Genomic DNA, 18,242 nt, shown 5'->3' with positions numbered 1-18,242 from the left:
CCCTCGGCAGAACTCCTCCCGTCCGCCGCTTGACTCTTAGCAACGTGGGATGTCTACCGGCGCCCACTGACAATCGACCCCGGCCCCGATCCGCCCCGGCCGGTCGTCCACCGGCCGGGGCGGGCGTCCACCCGCGCGCGTACGCGCGCCGACGGCTCGTACGCCTACCAGCTGGTCTTGCGCTGCAGCTCCCACATCATCATGATCGCCGAGGGGTCGAGGGCGCGTTCGCCGCCCGCGATCTCCTCGCTGGACATGATGTACTGCTTGCCCTGCCACAGCGGCAGCAGCCGCACGTCGTCGACGAGGATCTTCTGGGCCCTCTCGAAGTCGTCGATCACGGCGCCCCGGTCGGTCTCCCTGCGCTCGCGCGGCAGCACCTGATCGGTGATCTCCTTGGAGAGGTAGGGCGTGTTGAGCACGTTCTTGGGGCCGACGAACGGCGCGATGAAGTTGTCCGCGTCCGGGAAGTCGGGGAACCAGCCGCGCCCGAAGACCGGGTACTCACCCTTGCTGTAGCCCTCCTGGAACTCGGTCCAGGGACGGTTCTTCAGCGTGATCCTGAAGAGTCCCGAGGACTCCAGCTGCCGCTTGAGCTCGGCGAATTCCTTCGCGGTCGCGGAGCCGTAGCGGTCGGACGTGTACCAGAGGGTGAGCGGTACGGGCTCGTTGATGCCCGCGTCGGTGAGGATCTTCTTGGCCTTGGCGGTACTGGGGTTCCCGTAGTCGTCGAAGAACCCGGTGGCGTGGCCGGTGAGACCCCTGGGGACCATCGAGTACAGCGGCTCGACGGTGTCCTTGTAGATGTTGTGGGCGATCGCCCCGCGGTCGACGATCTGCGCGAAGGCCCGCCGGACGGGCAGCTTCCTGGCCCACGGGTCCTTGGTGTTGAACACCAGGTAGCGGATCTCGGTGCCCGCGCCCTCGACGAGTTCGATGTCCTGCTCGCGCCTGCCCCTGCCCTGCATCTCGACGACGTCCGCCGAGTCGAGCCCGCGGAACGTCACGTCGATCTGCTTCGCCTTCAGGGCGTCGACCATCGCGGACGACTTCTTGAAGTAGCGGATGGTGACGGCGTCGTTCTTGACGTCGGCCGCCCCCTTGTAGTTGTCGTTCTTGACCAGCTCGGCCTTCTCGTTGCGTGCGTACGCCTCGAGTGTGTACGGCCCGGAGCCGGTGATCTCGTTGCCCTCGCGGAGCCGGTCGGCCGGGTACTCCTTGGGGTCGACGATCGACATGGCGGGGGTCGCGAGGACGAACGGAAAGGTCGCGTCCGGCTTCTTGAGGCGGAAGATGACGGTCCGCTCACCCTTGGTCTCGACCTTGTCGAGCGACCCGAGCAGCCCCATGGGCCCGCCCTTGACCACCTTCTTGGCGTCGAGGGTGCGCATGCGGTCGAAGGAGTACTTCACGGCCGCCGCGTCCAGCTTGTCGCCGTCGGAGAACTGCAGCCCCTCACGCAGCTCGCAGGTGAAGACCGTGCTGGAGGAGTCCTCGAAGTTGCAGGACTCGGCCGCGTCCGGCTCCGGCTCGGTGGCCCCCGAGGGGAAGCTGAGCAGCGTCTGAAAAACGTTTCTGTACAGCTCCCAGGAGCTGTCCCACGCCTTGGCGGGGTCCAGGGTGCTGGGCGCGCTCATCGTGCCTACGGTGATCTGCTCTTCGTCGTCCGATCCTTCGGAGGACAGCACCCCGCATCCCACCAGCAGGGATATGGACGCAAGCGCCGCCACATGGCGCAGACCCCTCGTCCGCTTCGCAAGGGGAACTTCACTGAACACGCGCACGCTCCTCGATCGGCCATGTCAGGGGGTCGGGAGACAATATCGCAGTGCCCCGCCGGGCCAACTCACCGCGCCGACGGGGCACTTGATGCGCGTGTACGTCGCTTTTGGCGGCGTACTCCACCCTTGAGCGGGCTTCGTCAGCCGACGCCCGCATTGAGGAAGATGCCGCCATCGACCACGAGTGTCTGGCCCGTGATCCAGTCGGACTGCGCGGAGGTGAGGAACGCGGCGGCACCCCCGATGTCCTCGGGCACGCCGAGCCTGCCGAGCGGGTAGGCGGCGGCCGCCTCCTCCTCGCGCCCCTCGTAGAGCGCCTGGGCGAACTTGGTCTTGACGACCGCGGGCGCGATGGAGTTCACGCGCACCTTCGGCGCGAACTCGTGCGCCAGCTGAAGGGTGAGGTTGACCATGGCGGCCTTGCTCATCCCGTACGCCCCGATGAAGGGCGAGGGGGAGATCCCGGCGACGGACGCGATGTTCACGATCGCGCCGCCGTGCTCGCTCTGCCAGGCCCGCCAGGTCTGCTGCGCGAAGCCGAGCGCCGAGATCACATTGGTCTCGAACACCTTGCGCGCCACATTGAGGTCCATGTCGGCCATCGGCCCGAACACCGGATTCGTACCGGCGTTGTTGACCAGGAAGTCGACCCGGCCGAACGCCTCCATGGCGCGCTCGACGGCGACCGCCTGGTGCGCCTCGTCGTGGGCCTTGCCCGGGACGCCGATGACCCGGTCGGCGCCGAGCTTCTCGACGGCCTCCTTGAGGGCGTCCTCATTGCGTCCGGTGATGCAGACCCGGTCGCCGCGGGCGACCAGTGCCTCGGCGATGCCGTATCCGATGCCGCGGCTCGCGCCCGTGACGAGCGCGGCCTTCCCACTGTCCTGCACTGCCATGATCGTTGCCTTCCAGGTCAGTTGAGCGGGCCACCGGCAACGTACATGACCTGACCCGAGACGAAGCCCGCCGCGTCGCCCGTGAAGAAGGCGATGGCGTTGGCGATGTCCTCGGGGCGGCCGACGCGCTGCACCGGGATCTGGGTGGCGGCCGCGGCCTGGAACTCCTCGAAGCCCATGCCGACGCGGTCGGCGGTGGCCTTGGTCATCTCGGTGACGATGAAGCCGGGGGCGACGGAGTTGGCGGTGACGCCGAACTTGCCGAGTTCCTTGGCAAGGGTCTTGGTGAAGCCCTGCAGACCGGCCTTGGCGGCCGCGTAGTTGACCTGGCCGCGGTTGCCGAGCGCCGAGGACGAGGAGAGGTTGACGATCCGGCCGAAGTTGGCGTCCACCATGTGCTTCTGGATGGCACGGGACATCAGGAACGCGCCACGCAGGTGCACGTTCATGACCGTGTCCCAGTCGCCCGCGCTCATCTTGAAGAGGAGGTTGTCGCGGAGCACGCCGGCGTTGTTGACGAGGATCGTCGGCGCGCCGAGCTCCGCGGCGATGCGGTCGACTGCCGCCTCGACCTGGGCCTCGTCGGACACGTCGCAGCCGACGGCGAGCGCCCTGCCACCGGCCGCGGTGATCTGCGCGACGGTGTCCTTGCAGGCGGCCTCGTCGAGGTCGATGACGGCCACGGCACGGCCCTCGGCGGCGAGCCGTACGGCGGTCGCCGCACCGATGCCTCGTGCGGCCCCGGTCACGACAGCGACGCGCTGCTCAGTGGTGGACATGCTGGTTCTCCTCGCCCTTGGGATGCGGCTCTACGGTACGCCCCGATGGTGAGCGACCGCTTAGTACCTTCAGCTGGACGAGACGCTAGAAGCCCTGGCACCGGGTGTCAACGGCACACAGGACCGCTGTGATTCATTACCTGGCCCCTGGCTCCGGGATCACCTGACGAGCAGGTCGAGGAGGCGGTCGAGCTCGGCGCCCGGATCCGCCGTGAGGCCGGTGTGCACGGGGCCCGGCTGGACCACCGTCGAACGCGGCGCGATCAGCCAGCGAAAGCGCCGGCCCGCCTCGTCCCGCTCGGCCTGACCCGCCGCCGCGCCGCCCGCGCAGATCCGCTCGACGGCGCCGAGCGCGGCCCGGATGCCGCTCACGTCGGCCGCCGGGTCGAGAGCCCGCAGCTTGGCCTCGTCGAGGTGGGTGCGCGCCCCCACGAAGGACTTGGCACGGCAGTAGACCACCACGCCCGCGTTGAACTGCTCGCCGCGCTCCACGCGGGGCACGACGCGCACCAGCGCGTACTCGAAGACGTCCCGCTGGGGCGCGGTCTGCTCGGTCACTGGGTGGCACCCTTCAGGTCGGTCCCCGGCAGGGTGATCCGTTCATGGATGGTCTTGGCGCGCGGCAGCAGCCTCGCCGCGTAGGCGCGCCGCACGTCGTCGGGGCCGTCGAAGCCCGGCTCGTCCACCAGCCACTCGTCGGGCACCTGCGCGGTGACCTCGGCGAGCAGCTCCTCGGTGACGAGCGGCGCGAGGCGCTCCGCGGCCGCCGCCACATCGGGCCCGTAGGGCGCGAGGACGTGGTCGGACGCGTCGTACGGCTTGGCGGCCGCGGTCTCGGCGGTGCGCCAGTTGTGGTGCCAGATCATGCTCGCGCCGTGGTCGATGAGCCACAGCTCGCCCTGCCGGCGCAGCAGGTTCGGGTTGCGCCAGGACCGGTCCACGTTGTTGATCAGGGCGTCGAACCAGACGATCCGGCCCGCCTCGGCCGGATCCACGTCGTACGCGAGCGGGTCGAAGCCCAGCGCGCCCGACAGGAACTCCATGCCCAGGTTGAGCCCGCCGCTGGCCTTGAGCAGCTCCTGCACCTGCTGGTCGGGCTCCCCGAGGCCGAGCACCGGGTCCAGCCTGATCTGTACGAGCCGTGGCATCCGCAGACCGAGCCTGCGCGCCAGCTCACCGCAGACCACCTCGGCGACGAGCGTCTTGCGCCCCTGTCCCGCGCCGGTGAACTTCATGACGTACATCGCGTACGCGCCCTGGTCGTCGGCGGTCTCGACGACTCCGGGCAGCGATCCGCCCTCCCGTAGAGGGGTGACATAGCGGACCGCGGTTACTTCGGTGAGCATTGGCTCAGATTACTGCCGCCGACCAGCTGTTGGATCACCCGCCCCGCTGCCTACATTGCCTGCCATGGACTCCTTTGATCTTCCTCGGCAGTTCGCACGTACCCGCCGCTTCTCGCTGGGCGTGCCACGGGCTTTCGCGGTCTCGCCGGACGGCGAGCGGGTGCTGTTCGTGCGCTCCACGGCGGGCGACGATCCGGTCAGCAGGCTGTGGCTGTTCCAGGACGGGGCCGAGCGGATACTCGTGGATCCGCTCGGCCTCGGTGCGACGGGTCCGGTGCCGGAGGCCGAGCGCGTACGCAGGGAACGCGCGCGGGAACAGTCGCAAGGAGTGGTGGCTTTCGCGACCGACCGCCACGCGCGCGTGGTCGCCTTCGCGCTGGGCGGTGCCTTGTGGGTGGTGGACACGGCCGGTGGCGCACCCCGCCGGATCCACACGGCGGGGCCCGTGGTCGACCCGCGCCCCTCTCCCGACGGGACCCTGATCGCGTACGTCACCGGGGGCGCGCTGCGGGTGGTCGGTGCCGACGGGACGGACGACAGGGCGCTCGCCGAGCCGGAGAACCCGGAGATCACCTACGGCCTCGCCGACCATGTCGCGGCCGAGTCCATGGGCAGGCAGCGGGGTTTCTGGTGGTCTCCGGAGAGCGACACGCTGTTCGTCGCGCGCGTGGACACCTCCCCCGTACAGCGCTGGTGGCTTTCGGACCCGGCGCACCCCGAGCGGGCACCGCGCGCGATCCGGTACCCGGCGGCGGGCACCGCCAACGCCGAGACGTCACTGCATCTGCTGCGTCTGGACGGCACGCGGATCGCCGTGCGCACCCCGGAGCGGGTGTCCGAGGCGCACGTCCCCGGCGAGTGGACGGACGACGCCTTCGAGTACGTCCCCACGGCGCTCTGGGACGCTCATGGCCCGCTGATCACTCTCCAGACCCGGGACCAGCGCTCGCTGTACGTCCTGGAGGTCGATCCGAAGAGCGGCGGGACGGAGCTGGTGTCGCACCGACGGGACCAGGCGTGGCTGGAGTTGATGCCGGGCACGCCCCTTCGCCTGGAGAGCGGCCGCCCCGTGAACCCCTGGCACCCGGGCGACCACACGCGCGGCCTGCGGGTGGGCAACACCCTGACGCCGCCCGGCCTCCAGGTGCACGAGGTCCTGGGCCGCACCGGCGAACGGGTGTGGTTCACCGCCTCGTACGAGCCCGCGGAGGTCCACGTCTGGTCGTTCGACCACGCGGACCACGAGCCCGACCCGGAGCGCCGCACCGGAACCCTGCGGCAGATCAGCGAGGGGCCCGGGGTGCACACGGCGGCCGTCGGGGGCGACACCGTGGTCCTGACCAGCAGGACTCCCGAGGGGCAGACGGTGACCGTGCTGCGCGGCGGCGAGCCGGTCGGCTGGATCGGGGTGCTCGCCGAGGAGCCCGTCGTGACGCCCCGGCCCCGTCATCTCACCCTCGGGGAGCGGGACTTGCGCAGCGCGCTGTACCTGCCGTCCTGGCACGAGCCGGGCTCCGCGCGGCTGCCCGTGCTGCTCTGCCCCTACGCAGGTCCAGGAATCCAACTCGTGGTCCACGCGCGCGCGTGGTGGACGGTCGTGGCGCAGTGGTTCGCGGAGCAGGGCTACGCGGTGCTGATCACGGACGGGCGCGGCACACCGGGGCGCGGGCACGCCTGGGAGAAGGCCGTGCACGGCGACCAGTTGACCCCGGTGCTCGACGACCAGGTGGACGCGCTGCATGCCGCCGCCGAGCTGTTCCCCGACGATCTGGACCTGGATCGGGTGGGCATCCGCGGCTGGTCCTTCGGCGGGTATCTCGCGGCGGGCGCGGTGCTGCACCGCCCCGATGTCTTCCGTACGGCGGTGGCGGGCGCGGCACCCACGGATCTGCGCCTCTACGACACGCACTGGAAGGAGCGCTATCTCGGCCACCCCGGCATCCAGGCGTCCTCGTACGAGAACTGCTCGCTGGTCGCGCACGCGCACCTCCTGGAGCGGCCGCTGATGCTCGTGCACGGCCTGTCCGACGACAATGTGCTGCCGGTCCACATGCTGCGCTTCTCCGCGGCGCTGCTGGCCGCGGGGCGACCGCACACGGTGCTGCCGCTGCCCGGGGCGAGCCATCTGGTGACGCAGGAGGACGTGGCGGCGAACCTGCTGCGGCTCGAACTCGACTTCCTGAACGCCTCCTTGGCCCCGGCGGTCCCGGCCACGGGCGGAAATTCTTGAACGTTTGAACACGGCGGGGCGCGCGTCCGTATCACCGGTCATGACGACTCACGACAGATCCCTCCCCGGGCCGCGCCGCCGCACCGTCGTGGCCACGCTCGGCGCCGCGGGGCTCGCCGCCGCCCTCTCCGCCTGCGGCGACGGCGACAGCAAGGACTCCGCCGATCCCGCCGACGCGGCAGCGCCCGAGAAGGGTGGTGCCGGCGGGGCCGTGCTCGCCAGGATCTCGGACATCCCCGTGGGCGGCGGGAAGATCTTCAAGGACGAGGGAGTGGTGGTCACCCAGCCCACGAAGGGCGAATTCAAGGCGTTCTCGAACCGCTGCACGCACAAACAGTGCCCCGTGACGAGCGTCGAGGGCGGCACCATCAACTGCCCCTGTCACGGCAGCAAGTTCGACATCACCGACGGCAGCGTGAAGCACGCCCCCGCGCCGAGCCCGCTGCCCACGGCGGAGATCTCCGTGGACGGCGACGCGATCAAGCTGGCCTGACGCGGCGCCCAGGGCCTGTCCGGCGGATCAGGCCGCGCGGGACAAGGCCTAGGAGCGCCGTGGCCGCTTCCACGCGCCGAGTACGTCCTCGGTGGTGGTGATGGTGGCGACGAGCGCGAGGGTGTTGCGGACCATCGCGGGCGTGTAGTCGGCGGGCACGCCCGCGATCGCGTCGGCGGGCACGACGGCGGTGTATCCGAGGTTCACGGCGTCGAACACCGCGTTCGGGATGGCGACATTGGCCGAGACGCCGGTGACCAGGAGGGTGCGGCAGCCCAGATTGCGCAGGAGCGGGTCGACGTCGGTGCCCGCGATGGGCGAGAGGCCGTGCAGTCGGCGTACGACGAAGTCCTCGTCCGCCACCTCGATCGGTGGCGCGATCCGCACGGCCGTCGTCCCCGAGAGCTGCTGCACGGGCAGCCGCGCGGCAGCGCGGAAGAGGCGGGCGTTGTGGCTGGCGCCCCGCCCGTCGGGCCGCCGCTCGGCCACCGCGTGCAGGACCTGTACGCCGCTCTGGTGCGCCCCCGCCACCAGCCGTGCGACATTGGCGAGGGCCCCGGACGACCGTGCCTCCTTGGCCAGTTCGGGCAGTGCGCTCTCCGTACCCACGACGCCCTGCTGGCACTCGACGGTCAGCAGGGCCGTGGTGGCCGGGTCGAGGAGTTCCCTGAGCTGTTCGTACGACGGCATGGCTCCCCCTGTCGCGGACGTCCGGGACATCCGGCGCCCGGAATTCGCGCGAGGCTAACGGCCATTGCGTCACGAAGGAAGAGCCCGCATGATTTCCTGACGCGCAGTCAGGTCCGGCTGTGCGCAGAGACATCCGCGCGCGGTCGGCCACGACTGTGCCAGTCAGTACGGGAGGACGACGCATGGCCGTCACACAGCGCCGAGGCCGCCGCATCATGATGACGCCGGCCGAACTCGACGAGTTCCTCGCCACGGAGCGCACCTGCCGGGTGGCGACCGTGTCCCCTGACGGCGCCCCGCACGTCAGCACACTCTGGTTCGCCTGGGACGGCACGTCCTTGTGGCTGTACTCGATCACCCGCAGCAAGCGCTGGTCCGACCTGCGCCACGACCAGCGGATCGCCGTGGTGGTCGACACCGGAGAGGAGTACGACCAGCTGCGCGGCGTCGAGCTGTCCGGCACGGTGGAGTTCATCGGCGAGTCCCCCCGCACCGGCGAGCCATGCCCCGAACTCGACGTCCCGGAGCGGCTGTTCGCCCGCAAGATGTTCGGCCTCGACCGGATGCCCCACGACAACCGCCACGCCTGGCTCCGCCTCACCCCGGACGCGATCGCCTCCTGGGACTTCCGGAAACTGGCGGGTCTTTAGGCGGCCAGGGCGCAAGAACCCCCGCACCGCCCCCGGAGGGCTACCGCAACCCCGCCCCCGCCACCCGCAGCGCCTCCACCGCCGCCCTGATCGACGGTCGGCGGTCGGCGTCCGCGCGCCACACCACGTACACATGGCGCCGCACCCGGTGCCGCACCGGAACCGTGCGCACGCCCGCGGGCATCGGGTCGCGGCCCAACTGCGGCGCCACGCACACCCCGAGACCCGCCGCGACGAGCGCGAGCTGGGTGTGGTGCTCCTCCGCGCGGTGTGCGATGTGGGGCTCGATGCCCTTGCCGCGCAGCGTGAACATGAGCCACTCGTGGCAGAACTCGCCTTCCGCCCAGGTGATCCACTCGTCGTCGGCGAACTCCTCGAGATCCACCTCCGCGCGGTCCGCCAGCGGATGCGCCGCGGGCATCGCGACATCGGCGGGGTCGTCGAGGAGCGGCGCCTTGACGAGGCCGTCCGGAATCGGCATCGGCTTGTTGTACCAGTCGAGGACGACCGCGAGGTCGATGTCACCGCGCACCACCGCGGCGATCGCGGGCGTCGGCTCCAGCTCCTGGCAGCCGACCCGCAGCCCCGGATGGTCGGCGCGCAGCGCGGACAGCGTGGCGGGCATCAGGCCCCGCATGGCCGTGGGAAACGCCCCCATGCGCAGCTCGCCGACCGCCTTGCCGCGCTGCTCCTCCAGGTCCGCCTGGGCGAGCTCGACCTGCGAGAGGATCCGCGCGGCGTGCTCGGCGAGCAGGCGCCCCGCGTCGGTCAGGCGCACCCCCCTGCCGTTCTTGGCGAGGAGCTGCTGGCCCACCTCCCGCTCCAGCTTGGTCATCTGCTGCGACACCGCCGACGTCGTGACGTGCAGACCCGCCGCCGCGCCGCTGACCGAGCCGTGCCGTGCCAGGGCGTCGAGGGTGCGCAGGCGCTCCAAGTTCAACATGTAAGCGATGCTACGCGATACCCCGCATTAAATCTCGCTTGTGCTACGAGATCGTCGAGCCTCATCGTGAGACACATGAGCACCGTCACGCCGCCGACCCGCCCGATCGCCGCGCCTCCCCAGGCCACCGACCGCCCCTCCACCGCCGAACCGGAGACCGCCGCCCCCGCCACCGATCCGGCTTCCGCCGCGCCCGGGCGCCCCGCCCTCGACTGGCGCATCCGCTTCGGCATCCTGTCGCTGATCTGGGGCTTCAGCTTCCTGCTGATCAAGGTCGGCACGGAAGGGTACGCGCCCTTCCAAGTGACGCTGGGGCGGCTCGTGTTCGGCACCGCCGTGATCGCCGCCGTGCTCGCGATGAAGCGGGAGCGACTGCCGCGCGGCACACGGACCTGGGCGCATCTGGCGGTCGCCGCGTTTCTGCTCAACGCCCTGCCGTTCTCGCTCTTCGCGTACGCGGAGTTGACGATTCCGTCGACCCTCGCCGGGATCTGCAACGCCACGTCACCGCTCTGGGGCATGGCCCTTTCGCTGGTCGCCCTCTCCGAAGACCGGCCCACCCGGCGCCGGGTCGCGGGCCTGGGCATCGGCTTCTTCGGAGTCCTCACCGTGCTCGGCGCCTGGCAGGGCTTCAGCGGACTCGACCCGCGCGGCACCGCGATGGCACTGCTCGCCTCGCTCAGCTACCCGATCGGCTGGATCTATGTACGCCGCACCCTGGCCGGTTCGGGACACTCGAACCTCTCCCTGTCCGGCGCCCAGTTGCTCGTCGCGACCGTCGAACTGGCCGTGGTGACCCCGCTGTTCACCTCGATGCCGACGCACTTCCCCGTCGTCCCGCTGCTGGCGATCGTGGCCCTCGGCGCCCTCGGCACGGGGGTCGCCCTCATGCTCCAGTACGCCCTGGTCGCCGAGGTCGGTCCGACCACCGCCCAGATGGTCACGTACTTCATCCCGGTCATCGCGACCGCCGCGGGCGTCGCCGTGCTCGGCGAGTCCCTGAGCTGGTCGACACCGGTCGGCGCGGTGATCGTCCTGGCGGGCGCGGCCCTCACCCAGTCCCGGCCGCGCCCCGGGGCGACCGCGCGTCGTCAGTCGTAGCGCCGGGCCGGAGCGGGCCCCGTGGCGGCGGCGACGGCCTCGGCCACCACCGGGATGTCCTCGTCGTCGAGCGCCGCCACGGTGATCCGCACACCGGGCGGAGCGCCGAGCCGGAACCGCGCGCCGGGGGCGACGGCCCACCCGGAGTGCAACAGCCGGGCGACGGCGCCGGTTTCGTCCGGCACGGGGATCCACACGTTCATGCCGCTGCGCCCGTACGCGGGGACGCCCCGCTCGGCGAGCGCCGCGATCAACGCGTCCCGCCGCCGGCCGTAGGAGGCGGCCACCGCACGCGCGTCCACCGCTCCGCCGGTCCACAGCCGCACCACGGCGCGCTGCTGGATCAGGCTGACCCAGCCGGGCCCGAGCCGCTGACGCCCCTGCACCCGGTCCACCGTGATGTGATCCCCCGTGAGGACGGCGAGCCGCAGATCGGGGCCGTACGCCTTGGCGGTGGAGCGGACGAGGGCCCAGCTGTGGGTCGTCCCCGCGAGCGGGTGCAGCGGCAGATCGACGATGCCGTGGCCGTGGTCGTCCTCGATGAGCAGTACGTCCTTGTGCGCGCCGAACGCCTTGCGCAGGGCACGCGCGCGTGGAGCGCTGACCGCGGCACCGGTGGGGTTCTGGGCGCGGTCGGTCACGATGGCCGCGCGCGCACCGCCCGCCAGCGCCCGTTCCACGTCGGCCGGTAGCGGCCCCTCGTCGTCCACACCGACCGGCACCGCACGCAGCGCGAGCGCCGAGACGAGGTCGAGCAGACTGCCCCAGCCCGGGTCCTCCACGGCCACCGCGTCGCCGGGCTTGAGGTGGGCGGCGAGCACCCGCTCGATGGCGTCGAGCGATCCGGAGGTGACGGCGACGGGGCCGGCGGGTACGCCGTCGGCGTCGAAGGCCACGCGCGCGTGCCGTGCGAGGTCCGGGTCCACGGCGTCCTCTCCGTAGAGCACGGGTTCCTTGTCGCCCTGCGCGGCGGCCGCCGCGAACGCCTCGGAGAGCGCGGGCAGCAGCCGGGGATCGGGGTTGCCCTTGGACACGTTCCGCACGCCGGGCGGGGCGTCCACCCGGATCAGTTCACGGGCGGTCGTGGCGGGCTTGGGCCGGATGCGACTGCCGCGCCGCCCCGCCGTCTCAATGACCCCCCGCTCACGCAGGGTGCGATAGGCGGCCGCCACGGTATTGGGATTGACCCCCAGGCGCTCCGCCAACTCCCGCATGGGAGGCAGCAATTGACCCGGTTCCAGGCCGCCGTCACCGACAGCACGCTCCACACTGGCAGCGATTTCAGCTGCGCGCCGACCCCTGATCGGATACTCTCCTAGCACAAACGCGATTATGCACTAGTGCAATCAAGGCGGCAAGTCGGCCGCACTGGGGCAGCGCACCACATCGCACACCACCACCGCCACGCCGAACACGCAGCACAGCACGCGAAGCAGCACCACAGGGAGAGGCCATGCAGACGACGCAGACCACCACGGACACCACTTCGCCGGACAGCGCCGCCTACGCACCCACCGACCGCACCGTCCCCACCCGCGCCAAGGAGCGCGCTTCGTACGACAAGGAGACGGTGTTCCAGATACTCGACGAGTCCTACGTGTGCCATCTCGGATTCGTGCGCGACGGAGCACCTGTCGTACTGCCGACGCTCTACGGGCGTGTGGGAGACCACCTCTATGTGCACGGTTCGACGGGATCGCGGCCGCTGCGCATGGCGGGTGCCGGCCAGGAGGAGCAGGCGGATCCGGGGCTCCAGGTGTGCCTGACCGTCACGCACGTCGACGGCCTGGTCCTGGCCCGCTCGGCCTTCCACCACTCGATGAACTACCGCTCCGTAGTGGTGCACGGGACCGCCCGCCAGGTCACGGACCCCGAGGAGAAGCGGACCGCGCTCGACGCCCTCGTCGACCACATCGTGCCGGGCCGCGCCGCCGACTCGCGCCCCGCCAACGCCAAGGAACTCGCGGCGACCGCCGTGCTCCGGCTCGACCTCGACGAGGTGTCGGCGAAGGCACGCACCGGCGGCCCGAACGACGACCCGGAGGACATGGACCTCCCCTACTGGTCGGGCGTGGTCCCGCTGCGCAAGGGCTACGACGCCCTGATCCCCTCCACCGACCTCGCCCCCGGCATCGAGGTGCCCGACTACCTGATCGAGCTGTGACGCGTCCCGGCCTGACGTAGGAAGCGCGGGTCCACGCAGGAATCCCGTCCTCGCGCAGGAATCCCGGCGCCACGCCACGCGCGCGTGCCGCCGGGACCGGGATCCGCCCGCCACGCGCGCGTGGCACCTACACCGGCGCCGGCACCCGCCGCGCCGCCACGACACCCCGCGCCTCGGCGACGGCGAGTCCCGTCACCGCGGCCAGCATCAGCACCGTGCCCGCCACGGTCGCCGCCGTCAGCTCCTCGCCGAGCAGCACGACCGCGATGACCGCCGCGCTCACCGGCTCCAGGAGCATGATCACGGAGACGGTCGCGGAGCGTACGACGGCCGCCCCCGCGAAGTACAGCGCGTACGCGACCGCTGTCGGTACCGCGGCGATGTACAGCAAGTAGACGCCCACGCGCGCGGGTTCGGCGGTGTGCGGCACCAGGCCCTCGGCCGCGCCGAGCGGCAGCAGACAGAGGGAGACGACGGCGAACGCCCAGACCGTGGTGTCGGACGAGTCGGCACCACCGTCCCGCCCCCACCACCGGGTGACCAGCGTCATCGCGGCGTACGCGGCCGCGGAGACGAGCCCCCACACCACGCCGACGGGCCGCACGGTGGCCTCACCACCGCCGAGTACGAGCACCACGAGACCCGCGAGGGCGCCCGCGACGGCGACGATCCCACCGGACCCGAGCCGCTCCCCCATGGTCAGCCGGGCGCCGAGCGCGATGAGCACGGGCCCCGACCCCATCGTGACGACGGTGCCGACCGCGAGCCCTGTCGTCTCCACGGCCGCGAAGTAGGCGGTCTGGAACACCGCGAGGGCCACGCCCGTCACGACGATCCGGCGGACCCTGCGCCCCAGCGGCTGCTGGGGCGCCCCGTACGGCCCGGTCCTGCGCGGCCGCACCAGGCGCGCGGCGAGCAGCAGCACGAACCCGCCCGCGCAGCGCCAGAAGGAGAGGCTCACCGGCCCCATGTCGCTGTCCCTGAAGACCAGCGACGCAGCGGCACCCGCGGTGCCCCAGCCGATTCCGGCGACGATCAGATAGAAGAGGCCGCGCCCGACGGGCAGACCGGGACCAGCGCTTGCCGCACTGGGCATGCTCGACGCGTGGGACGCACTCGACCCATGGGGCGCACCTGACGCATGGGGCGCACTTGACGTGCTTGACGTGCTTGGCATGTTCGACACGAGAATTCTCCGCAGAAGAAAGGGGCTCTGGGCTCCGTCTGCGGGCAGCACCGTTCCACCCGGCCACCGGCCTGGGCGTGTTTCCGTGAGGTGCCCCGCGCTATGCGGCGGGGGGCGGAAGAACGAGCGCTCGTGCGTGCATGATCGGCACCCTAGGTCGCGCTGCCGCTGCGCGACAACTCCGTTTCGGATTCCGGAATCCCCTGCGGCCGCGCGGGCTTCGCGGGCGCGGAGGACTGGGCGATGAACGCGCCCACGAGGACGATCGCGCCGCCGACGATCTGCGGCGCCGAGAGGTGCTCGCCCAGGACGATCCAGGCCAGGGCGGTCGCGACGACGGCTTCGAGGCAGGCCACCACGCCCGCCACCTGGGGCGAGAGCCTGCGTACGGACAGCACGCCGGTGACGTACGCGACGACCGTCGCGACGAGCACGACCCAGCCGAGCAGCAGCCAGGCGGGAACGGCCGAGCCGTTCAGGTCCGCGCGCCCGCCGAGCACCGACCAGTCCATGCCCCACGGACGCGCGACGACGGTCAGCACGACGGCGCCGACCAGCAGTCCGTACGCGATGACGCCCAGCGGATCGGGGGCGTCGTCACCCTCGTCGCTGCCCTGGTCGGACAGGACGAAGTAGCCGACCTGGCAGCAGGCGGCGCCGAGCGCGAGCAGCAGTCCCACGGCATCGAAGCTCAGTCCCGACCACACCTCGACGACGCAGGCGAGCCCGCCGACCGCGAGCACCACGCCGAGTGCGGCCGCGCGCGTCACGGGGCGCCGCTGCACGAAGCGCACCCAGCCGAGGACGAGCGCGGGGGCGAGGTACTCGACGAGCAGCGCGACGCCGACGGGGATCCGCGAGAGCGCGGCGAAGTAGCAGGCCTGGACGCCCGCGACGGCGAGGAGGCCGAACCCGGCGAGCAGCGCGGGCCTGCTCCGCAGGAGTCCGCGGTGCCGCCATGCCACGGGCAGCATCACCAGGGCGGCGCCCGCCACCCGCAGCCACACCACGTGGAGCGGGTCGAGTCCCGCTTCGATCAGCGGCTTCGCCGCGACGCCGGAGCCACCGAAGGCGACCGCCGCCACCAGGGCGAGCCCCAGTCCGACGCCTCTCCCCCGGTTCTCCCCGATCCCCTGAGTCCCCTGAGCCGCTTGCACCGGCACATCATGGCAGGCGGTGTCATGAGCGTCATCCCCCATGACCCCTGTCTCAATCGGCGGACGCACACGCCTTCACCGACGCCGCGTTCAGACCTCCCGGCCCCACCCCGCGCCGCGCGTCCTCACCGACGCCGCGCTCAGGCCCCCGCGCCATACCCTCCGGCGTACTCCTGGCACCCTGCCTCCACCCGGCTCAGCAGGTGCGGCACGTCCACGCCCGCGCGGCCGAGCACCTCGACCGCACGGCAGTCCGGGTCGGCGACGAGCCCCGCGAGCAGGTCCATGCCCAGCGCGCGCGGATCCCCGCGCAGGTCGGCGCGGTCCAGGGCCATCTCCATCGCGGTGGCCGCGGCGGGAGACCAGCCCGCCTCCTTCACGGACGTCACCACCGGCACCGCTCCGGAGTCCTCGACGGTGCCCTGCCACTGCAGTCCGTAGCCGATGCTGCGCTGCACGAGGTAGCCGAGGAGCCGTACGACCTGCGCGCCGTTCTCGAAGACGGCACGGACCGCGGGGTCGGACTCGAGCAGGGAGTGCAGGAGGTGCGCGGTGTCGATCTGCCGGTCCCCGTCCCGCACCGCGCGCCGGCGCGCACCGGCCACCACCGACGCCAGCTCAGCACTGAGCCTGGAGTCGAGTTCGGCGCGGGGGGAGCCGGGCTCGGCGCCCGGCGGGGTACGGCTTTGCACATCTCCCACCACATCAACCTCCGGCGGCATATGCATCGGCGGCGGGAAGCATCTTTGCGTCCGACACAGGGTGGGCACGCATGCCCTGGTTGTCCTCCTTACGGATGAGATCCCGCCGATCTCCACCCGGGGGCGCGCGCCGCCTTGCTTCACGCCCGCCGCGCAACCACGGCGCGGTGGCGCACGTCCCTCACAGGCATGGAGAGCAGGTGCTGGATGGTCGCCCTGCCGGCGATCGACGGCAGGCAGTACGTGTACCGGGTATACGCACCCGACGACGCCCTGCCCGCCGACCTGTTCTGGGAGGCCTGGCACTGCCACGACGAGGGTCCGTTCCCCAGGGCGTCGGACCTCTTCGACGCGGCGGTGATACGACGGGTCGGCTAGCGCCCGTCGGACGCTGTGCCACCGGACAGGCCCTCGCCCTGGGACAAGCTCCCGTCCCCGTCCCCGTCCCCGTCCCCGTCCCCGCCCCTGTCCCCGACCGCGCCGGGCCGGGTGCCGATGACGACCGTCGCGTACCACTCCTCGTCCTCGACCACCCGCGCCACGAGACCGGCGCGCTCGACGGCGTCACGCGCGGCAGGCACCTGGCTCTCGCTGGTCTCGAACAGCAGATGACCGCCGGGCGCCAGCCACCCGGGCGCCTCCTCGGTCACCCGGCGCAGCACGTCGAGCCCGTCGCTGCCGCCGTCGAGCGCCACCCGCGCCTCATGGACGCGTGCCTCGGCGGGCAGCAGGCCGACTTCGCCGGTGGGGACGTACGGCACGTTGGCGAGCAGGATGCCGACGCGCCCCCGGAGCCCGGCGGGCAGCGGGTCGTATAGGTCGCCTTCGTAGACGACGCCCCCGGCGTCCCCGACATTGCGGCGGGCGCAGCGCACCGCGGCGGGGTCGATGTCGGCGGCGTACAACTCGACCTGGCCGAGGGCCGCGGCGAGCGCGGCACCGAGCGCGCCCGATCCACAGCACAGATCGACGACGACGGTTCCGGGCCCGGCGAGCGCGGCGGCCCGGTCGACGAGGAACTCGGTACGGCGGCGCGGCACGAAGACGCCCGGGTCCACCGCGATCCGCAGTCCGCGGAACTCGGCCCAGCCGAGGACGTGTTCGAGGGGCAGTCCGCTCGCCCGGCGCTCCACCATGTCGGCGAGCTCTGCCTGAGTGTGTGCCGCGGAGAGGATCAGTTCCGCCTCGTCCTCGGCGAAGACGCACCCGGCAGCGCGCAACGCGGCAACGACGGAGGGGAAGGACGGCACCGACGAGGGGTGCGGAGAGAAGTGAGAAGAAGGTTCTGAGACCGACATCAGAAGAAGACCTTTCGGGATCCCGATGGGGCTCCCTCGGGTCACCTATGCCGGGTGAACCGCGCGGTCGCGAGAAGAGAGCACCCGACCTGCCGTTGCGGTAATGGGTCTCACCTCCCAGAGCCGTCGCCCGCGGCCTTCGCGGAGCAGGGGAACACTACCCCACCCCCTCCCGGAGGCCATCGGCCAGTCCGGCATCCCTCACAGATCTGACGGTTCATCAGTATTGAATGTTCCGGGCCCTGCCGCTACGTTCCGCGACACCGTAGCTGCGGCCGTCGCAGCGCCCGACGGGAAGAGGTGGCCGCATGGCCGAAGTCAGCGCGGAAGCACGGATCGAGGCGCCCGCCGAGAAGGTCTGGGCCCAACTCACCGACTTCTCCTCGTACGGCGAGTGGAACGCCACGCACACGAGCTTCCCCAAGGGCGGCCCGAACACCCTGGAAGTGGGCGGCACCTTCGCGGAGAACATGAAACTGATGGGCTTCCCCGCCGAGGTGAACTGGACCATCGAGGAGCTGGAGAACGCCCGCACCCTGGCCATCAGGGGCAAGGGCCCGATGGGCGTCAACGTCGGCACCCGCTACACGCTCTCCCCCGACGGGACGGGCACCCTGGTCCGCATCGACGGGGAGTTCACCGGCGCCGCGGTCTCCCTCATGGCCGGCAAGCTGAAGGACTCGGCGACCGCCGCACTCGACGAGTCGCTGCGCAAACTGGGCGGCCTCGTCACCTGACGCGCCCGCCCGCCCGACCGACCGCCGGGGCCGGGGCCGGGGCCAGGGCCGGGGAAGCGACGGGCGTACGACCGGACCGCGCCGGAACCC

At 71.7% G+C, this 18,242-nt stretch carries 19 protein-coding genes; 7 read left to right on the top strand and 12 right to left on the bottom strand.

From position 1 onward, the window contains the following. Nucleotides 1-164: 164 nt before the first annotated feature. The 5 genes from ACFWZ2_RS38430 to ACFWZ2_RS38410 form a co-directional block, all read right to left on the bottom strand. Nucleotides 165-1,637 (bottom strand): ABC transporter substrate-binding protein, encoded by a 1,473-nt coding sequence (locus ACFWZ2_RS38430; protein ID WP_384553911.1) that lies wholly within the window; start codon nt 1,635-1,637, stop codon nt 165-167. Nucleotides 1,638-1,921: 284 nt separating this feature from the next. Further along, a complete protein-coding gene (locus tag ACFWZ2_RS38425; RefSeq protein ID WP_384553909.1) occupies nt 1,922-2,677 on the bottom strand; it encodes an SDR family oxidoreductase in 756 nt (251 codons plus the stop codon). 17 nt (nt 2,678-2,694) lie between these two features. After that, nucleotides 2,695-3,456: a 3-oxoacyl-ACP reductase FabG gene (gene fabG, locus ACFWZ2_RS38420; protein ID WP_384553907.1), complete on the bottom strand. Its 762-nt coding sequence runs from the start codon at nt 3,454-3,456 to the stop codon at nt 2,695-2,697. A gap of 159 nt (nt 3,457-3,615) precedes the next feature. Then, the gene (locus ACFWZ2_RS38415; RefSeq protein ID WP_384553905.1) at nt 3,616-4,014 is read right to left on the bottom strand and encodes a DUF3037 domain-containing protein; all 399 of its coding nucleotides are present in this window, start codon (nt 4,012-4,014) and stop codon (nt 3,616-3,618) included. After that, nucleotides 4,011-4,802: a HipA family kinase gene (locus tag ACFWZ2_RS38410; protein ID WP_384553903.1), complete on the bottom strand. Its 792-nt coding sequence runs from the start codon at nt 4,800-4,802 to the stop codon at nt 4,011-4,013. The genes ACFWZ2_RS38415 and ACFWZ2_RS38410 overlap by 4 nt, the downstream gene beginning before the upstream one ends. Before the next feature lie 64 nt (nt 4,803-4,866). Here ACFWZ2_RS38410 and ACFWZ2_RS38405 point away from each other — a divergent pair, with 64 nt between their 5' ends. Both ACFWZ2_RS38405 and ACFWZ2_RS38400 read left to right on the top strand, forming a co-directional pair. After that, on the top strand, nt 4,867-7,032 hold the full coding sequence (locus tag ACFWZ2_RS38405; protein WP_384553901.1) for a prolyl oligopeptidase family serine peptidase: 2,166 nt from the start codon (nt 4,867-4,869) through the stop codon (nt 7,030-7,032). Between the two features lie 40 nt (nt 7,033-7,072). Then, nucleotides 7,073-7,525, top strand: coding sequence for a Rieske (2Fe-2S) protein (locus ACFWZ2_RS38400; protein ID WP_384553900.1), 453 nt, complete (start codon nt 7,073-7,075; stop codon nt 7,523-7,525). 48 nt (nt 7,526-7,573) lie between these two features. Here the strand turns inward: ACFWZ2_RS38400 and ACFWZ2_RS38395 are convergent, their stop codons facing one another. Then, the gene (locus ACFWZ2_RS38395; protein WP_384553898.1) at nt 7,574-8,215 is read right to left on the bottom strand and encodes a cysteine hydrolase; all 642 of its coding nucleotides are present in this window, start codon (nt 8,213-8,215) and stop codon (nt 7,574-7,576) included. Nucleotides 8,216-8,397: 182 nt separating this feature from the next. On the opposite strand from ACFWZ2_RS38395, the gene ACFWZ2_RS38390 reads away from it, so the two are divergent. After that, nucleotides 8,398-8,865 (top strand): pyridoxamine 5'-phosphate oxidase family protein, encoded by a 468-nt coding sequence (locus ACFWZ2_RS38390; protein WP_384553897.1) that lies wholly within the window; start codon nt 8,398-8,400, stop codon nt 8,863-8,865. A 40-nt stretch (nt 8,866-8,905) separates the two neighbouring features. Here ACFWZ2_RS38390 and ACFWZ2_RS38385 read toward each other — a convergent pair whose 3' ends face one another. Continuing rightward, on the bottom strand, nt 8,906-9,808 hold the full coding sequence (locus ACFWZ2_RS38385; protein WP_384553895.1) for a LysR family transcriptional regulator: 903 nt from the start codon (nt 9,806-9,808) through the stop codon (nt 8,906-8,908). 75 nt (nt 9,809-9,883) lie between these two features. Here ACFWZ2_RS38385 and ACFWZ2_RS38380 point away from each other — a divergent pair, with 75 nt between their 5' ends. Beyond that, nucleotides 9,884-10,909, top strand: coding sequence for a DMT family transporter (locus ACFWZ2_RS38380; protein ID WP_384553893.1), 1,026 nt, complete (start codon nt 9,884-9,886; stop codon nt 10,907-10,909). On the opposite strand, the gene ACFWZ2_RS38375 is transcribed toward ACFWZ2_RS38380, so the two are convergent. Continuing rightward, nucleotides 10,900-12,231 carry an aminotransferase class I/II-fold pyridoxal phosphate-dependent enzyme gene (locus tag ACFWZ2_RS38375; RefSeq protein WP_384553891.1) on the bottom strand — a complete coding sequence of 444 codons (1,332 nt, stop codon included), beginning with the start codon at nt 12,229-12,231 and terminating at the stop codon, nt 10,900-10,902. The genes ACFWZ2_RS38380 and ACFWZ2_RS38375 overlap by 10 nt on opposite strands. Before the next feature lie 131 nt (nt 12,232-12,362). Between ACFWZ2_RS38375 and ACFWZ2_RS38370 the strand changes: the two genes are divergently transcribed. Then, nucleotides 12,363-13,073 (top strand): pyridoxamine 5'-phosphate oxidase family protein, encoded by a 711-nt coding sequence (locus ACFWZ2_RS38370; protein WP_384553889.1) that lies wholly within the window; start codon nt 12,363-12,365, stop codon nt 13,071-13,073. Nucleotides 13,074-13,200: 127 nt separating this feature from the next. Here the strand turns inward: ACFWZ2_RS38370 and ACFWZ2_RS38365 are convergent, their stop codons facing one another. From ACFWZ2_RS38365 to ACFWZ2_RS38355, 3 genes are all read right to left on the bottom strand, one after another. Next, nucleotides 13,201-14,169, bottom strand: a complete 969-nt coding sequence (locus tag ACFWZ2_RS38365) for a DMT family transporter (RefSeq protein WP_384553887.1) — start codon at nt 14,167-14,169, stop codon at nt 13,201-13,203. A gap of 242 nt (nt 14,170-14,411) precedes the next feature. Beyond that, a complete protein-coding gene (locus ACFWZ2_RS38360; protein ID WP_384553885.1) occupies nt 14,412-15,416 on the bottom strand; it encodes a DMT family transporter in 1,005 nt (334 codons plus the stop codon). Nucleotides 15,417-15,556: 140 nt separating this feature from the next. After that, a complete protein-coding gene (locus tag ACFWZ2_RS38355) occupies nt 15,557-16,108 on the bottom strand; it encodes a Clp protease N-terminal domain-containing protein (protein ID WP_384553919.1) in 552 nt (183 codons plus the stop codon). Between the two features lie 198 nt (nt 16,109-16,306). On the opposite strand from ACFWZ2_RS38355, the gene ACFWZ2_RS38350 reads away from it, so the two are divergent. Next, nucleotides 16,307-16,495 (top strand): hypothetical protein, encoded by a 189-nt coding sequence (locus ACFWZ2_RS38350; protein WP_079036666.1) that lies wholly within the window; start codon nt 16,307-16,309, stop codon nt 16,493-16,495. On the opposite strand, the gene ACFWZ2_RS38345 is transcribed toward ACFWZ2_RS38350, so the two are convergent. Continuing rightward, nucleotides 16,492-17,415, bottom strand: a complete 924-nt coding sequence (locus ACFWZ2_RS38345; protein WP_384553883.1) for a putative protein N(5)-glutamine methyltransferase — start codon at nt 17,413-17,415, stop codon at nt 16,492-16,494. The genes ACFWZ2_RS38350 and ACFWZ2_RS38345 overlap by 4 nt on opposite strands. Before the next feature lie 308 nt (nt 17,416-17,723). On the opposite strand from ACFWZ2_RS38345, the gene ACFWZ2_RS38340 reads away from it, so the two are divergent. Continuing rightward, nucleotides 17,724-18,152 carry an SRPBCC family protein gene (locus tag ACFWZ2_RS38340; protein WP_384553881.1) on the top strand — a complete coding sequence of 143 codons (429 nt, stop codon included), beginning with the start codon at nt 17,724-17,726 and terminating at the stop codon, nt 18,150-18,152. The last annotated feature ends 90 nt before the right edge of the window (nt 18,153-18,242 follow it).

Origin of the sequence: Streptomyces sp. NPDC059002, from assembly GCF_042740435.1 — a bacterium.
Lineage (GTDB): Bacteria > Actinomycetota > Actinomycetes > Streptomycetales > Streptomycetaceae > Streptomyces.
Note: the sequence above shows the minus strand (reverse complement) of the source record. Positions and strands in the feature narration are given on the sequence as shown.

Coding starts and splice junctions, on each gene's coding strand:
- ACFWZ2_RS38390 (WP_384553897.1), top strand. CDS start 8,398: ATGGCCGTCACACAGCGCCGAGGCCGCCGCATCATGATGACGCCGGCC.
- ACFWZ2_RS38380 (WP_384553893.1), top strand. CDS start 9,884: ATGAGCACCGTCACGCCGCCGACCCGCCCGATCGCCGCGCCTCCCCAG.
- ACFWZ2_RS38395 (WP_384553898.1), bottom strand. CDS start 8,215: ATGCCGTCGTACGAACAGCTCAGGGAACTCCTCGACCCGGCCACCACG.
- ACFWZ2_RS38345 (WP_384553883.1), bottom strand. CDS start 17,415: ATGTCGGTCTCAGAACCTTCTTCTCACTTCTCTCCGCACCCCTCGTCG.
- ACFWZ2_RS38365 (WP_384553887.1), bottom strand. CDS start 14,169: ATGCCCAGTGCGGCAAGCGCTGGTCCCGGTCTGCCCGTCGGGCGCGGC.
- fabG (WP_384553907.1), bottom strand. CDS start 3,456: ATGTCCACCACTGAGCAGCGCGTCGCTGTCGTGACCGGGGCCGCACGA.
- ACFWZ2_RS38425 (WP_384553909.1), bottom strand. CDS start 2,677: ATGGCAGTGCAGGACAGTGGGAAGGCCGCGCTCGTCACGGGCGCGAGC.
- ACFWZ2_RS38400 (WP_384553900.1), top strand. CDS start 7,073: ATGACGACTCACGACAGATCCCTCCCCGGGCCGCGCCGCCGCACCGTC.
- ACFWZ2_RS38430 (WP_384553911.1), bottom strand. CDS start 1,637: ATGAGCGCGCCCAGCACCCTGGACCCCGCCAAGGCGTGGGACAGCTCC.
- ACFWZ2_RS38385 (WP_384553895.1), bottom strand. CDS start 9,808: ATGTTGAACTTGGAGCGCCTGCGCACCCTCGACGCCCTGGCACGGCAC.
- ACFWZ2_RS38340 (WP_384553881.1), top strand. CDS start 17,724: ATGGCCGAAGTCAGCGCGGAAGCACGGATCGAGGCGCCCGCCGAGAAG.
- ACFWZ2_RS38370 (WP_384553889.1), top strand. CDS start 12,363: ATGCAGACGACGCAGACCACCACGGACACCACTTCGCCGGACAGCGCC.
- ACFWZ2_RS38410 (WP_384553903.1), bottom strand. CDS start 4,802: ATGCTCACCGAAGTAACCGCGGTCCGCTATGTCACCCCTCTACGGGAG.
- ACFWZ2_RS38350 (WP_079036666.1), top strand. CDS start 16,307: ATGGAGAGCAGGTGCTGGATGGTCGCCCTGCCGGCGATCGACGGCAGG.
- ACFWZ2_RS38405 (WP_384553901.1), top strand. CDS start 4,867: ATGGACTCCTTTGATCTTCCTCGGCAGTTCGCACGTACCCGCCGCTTC.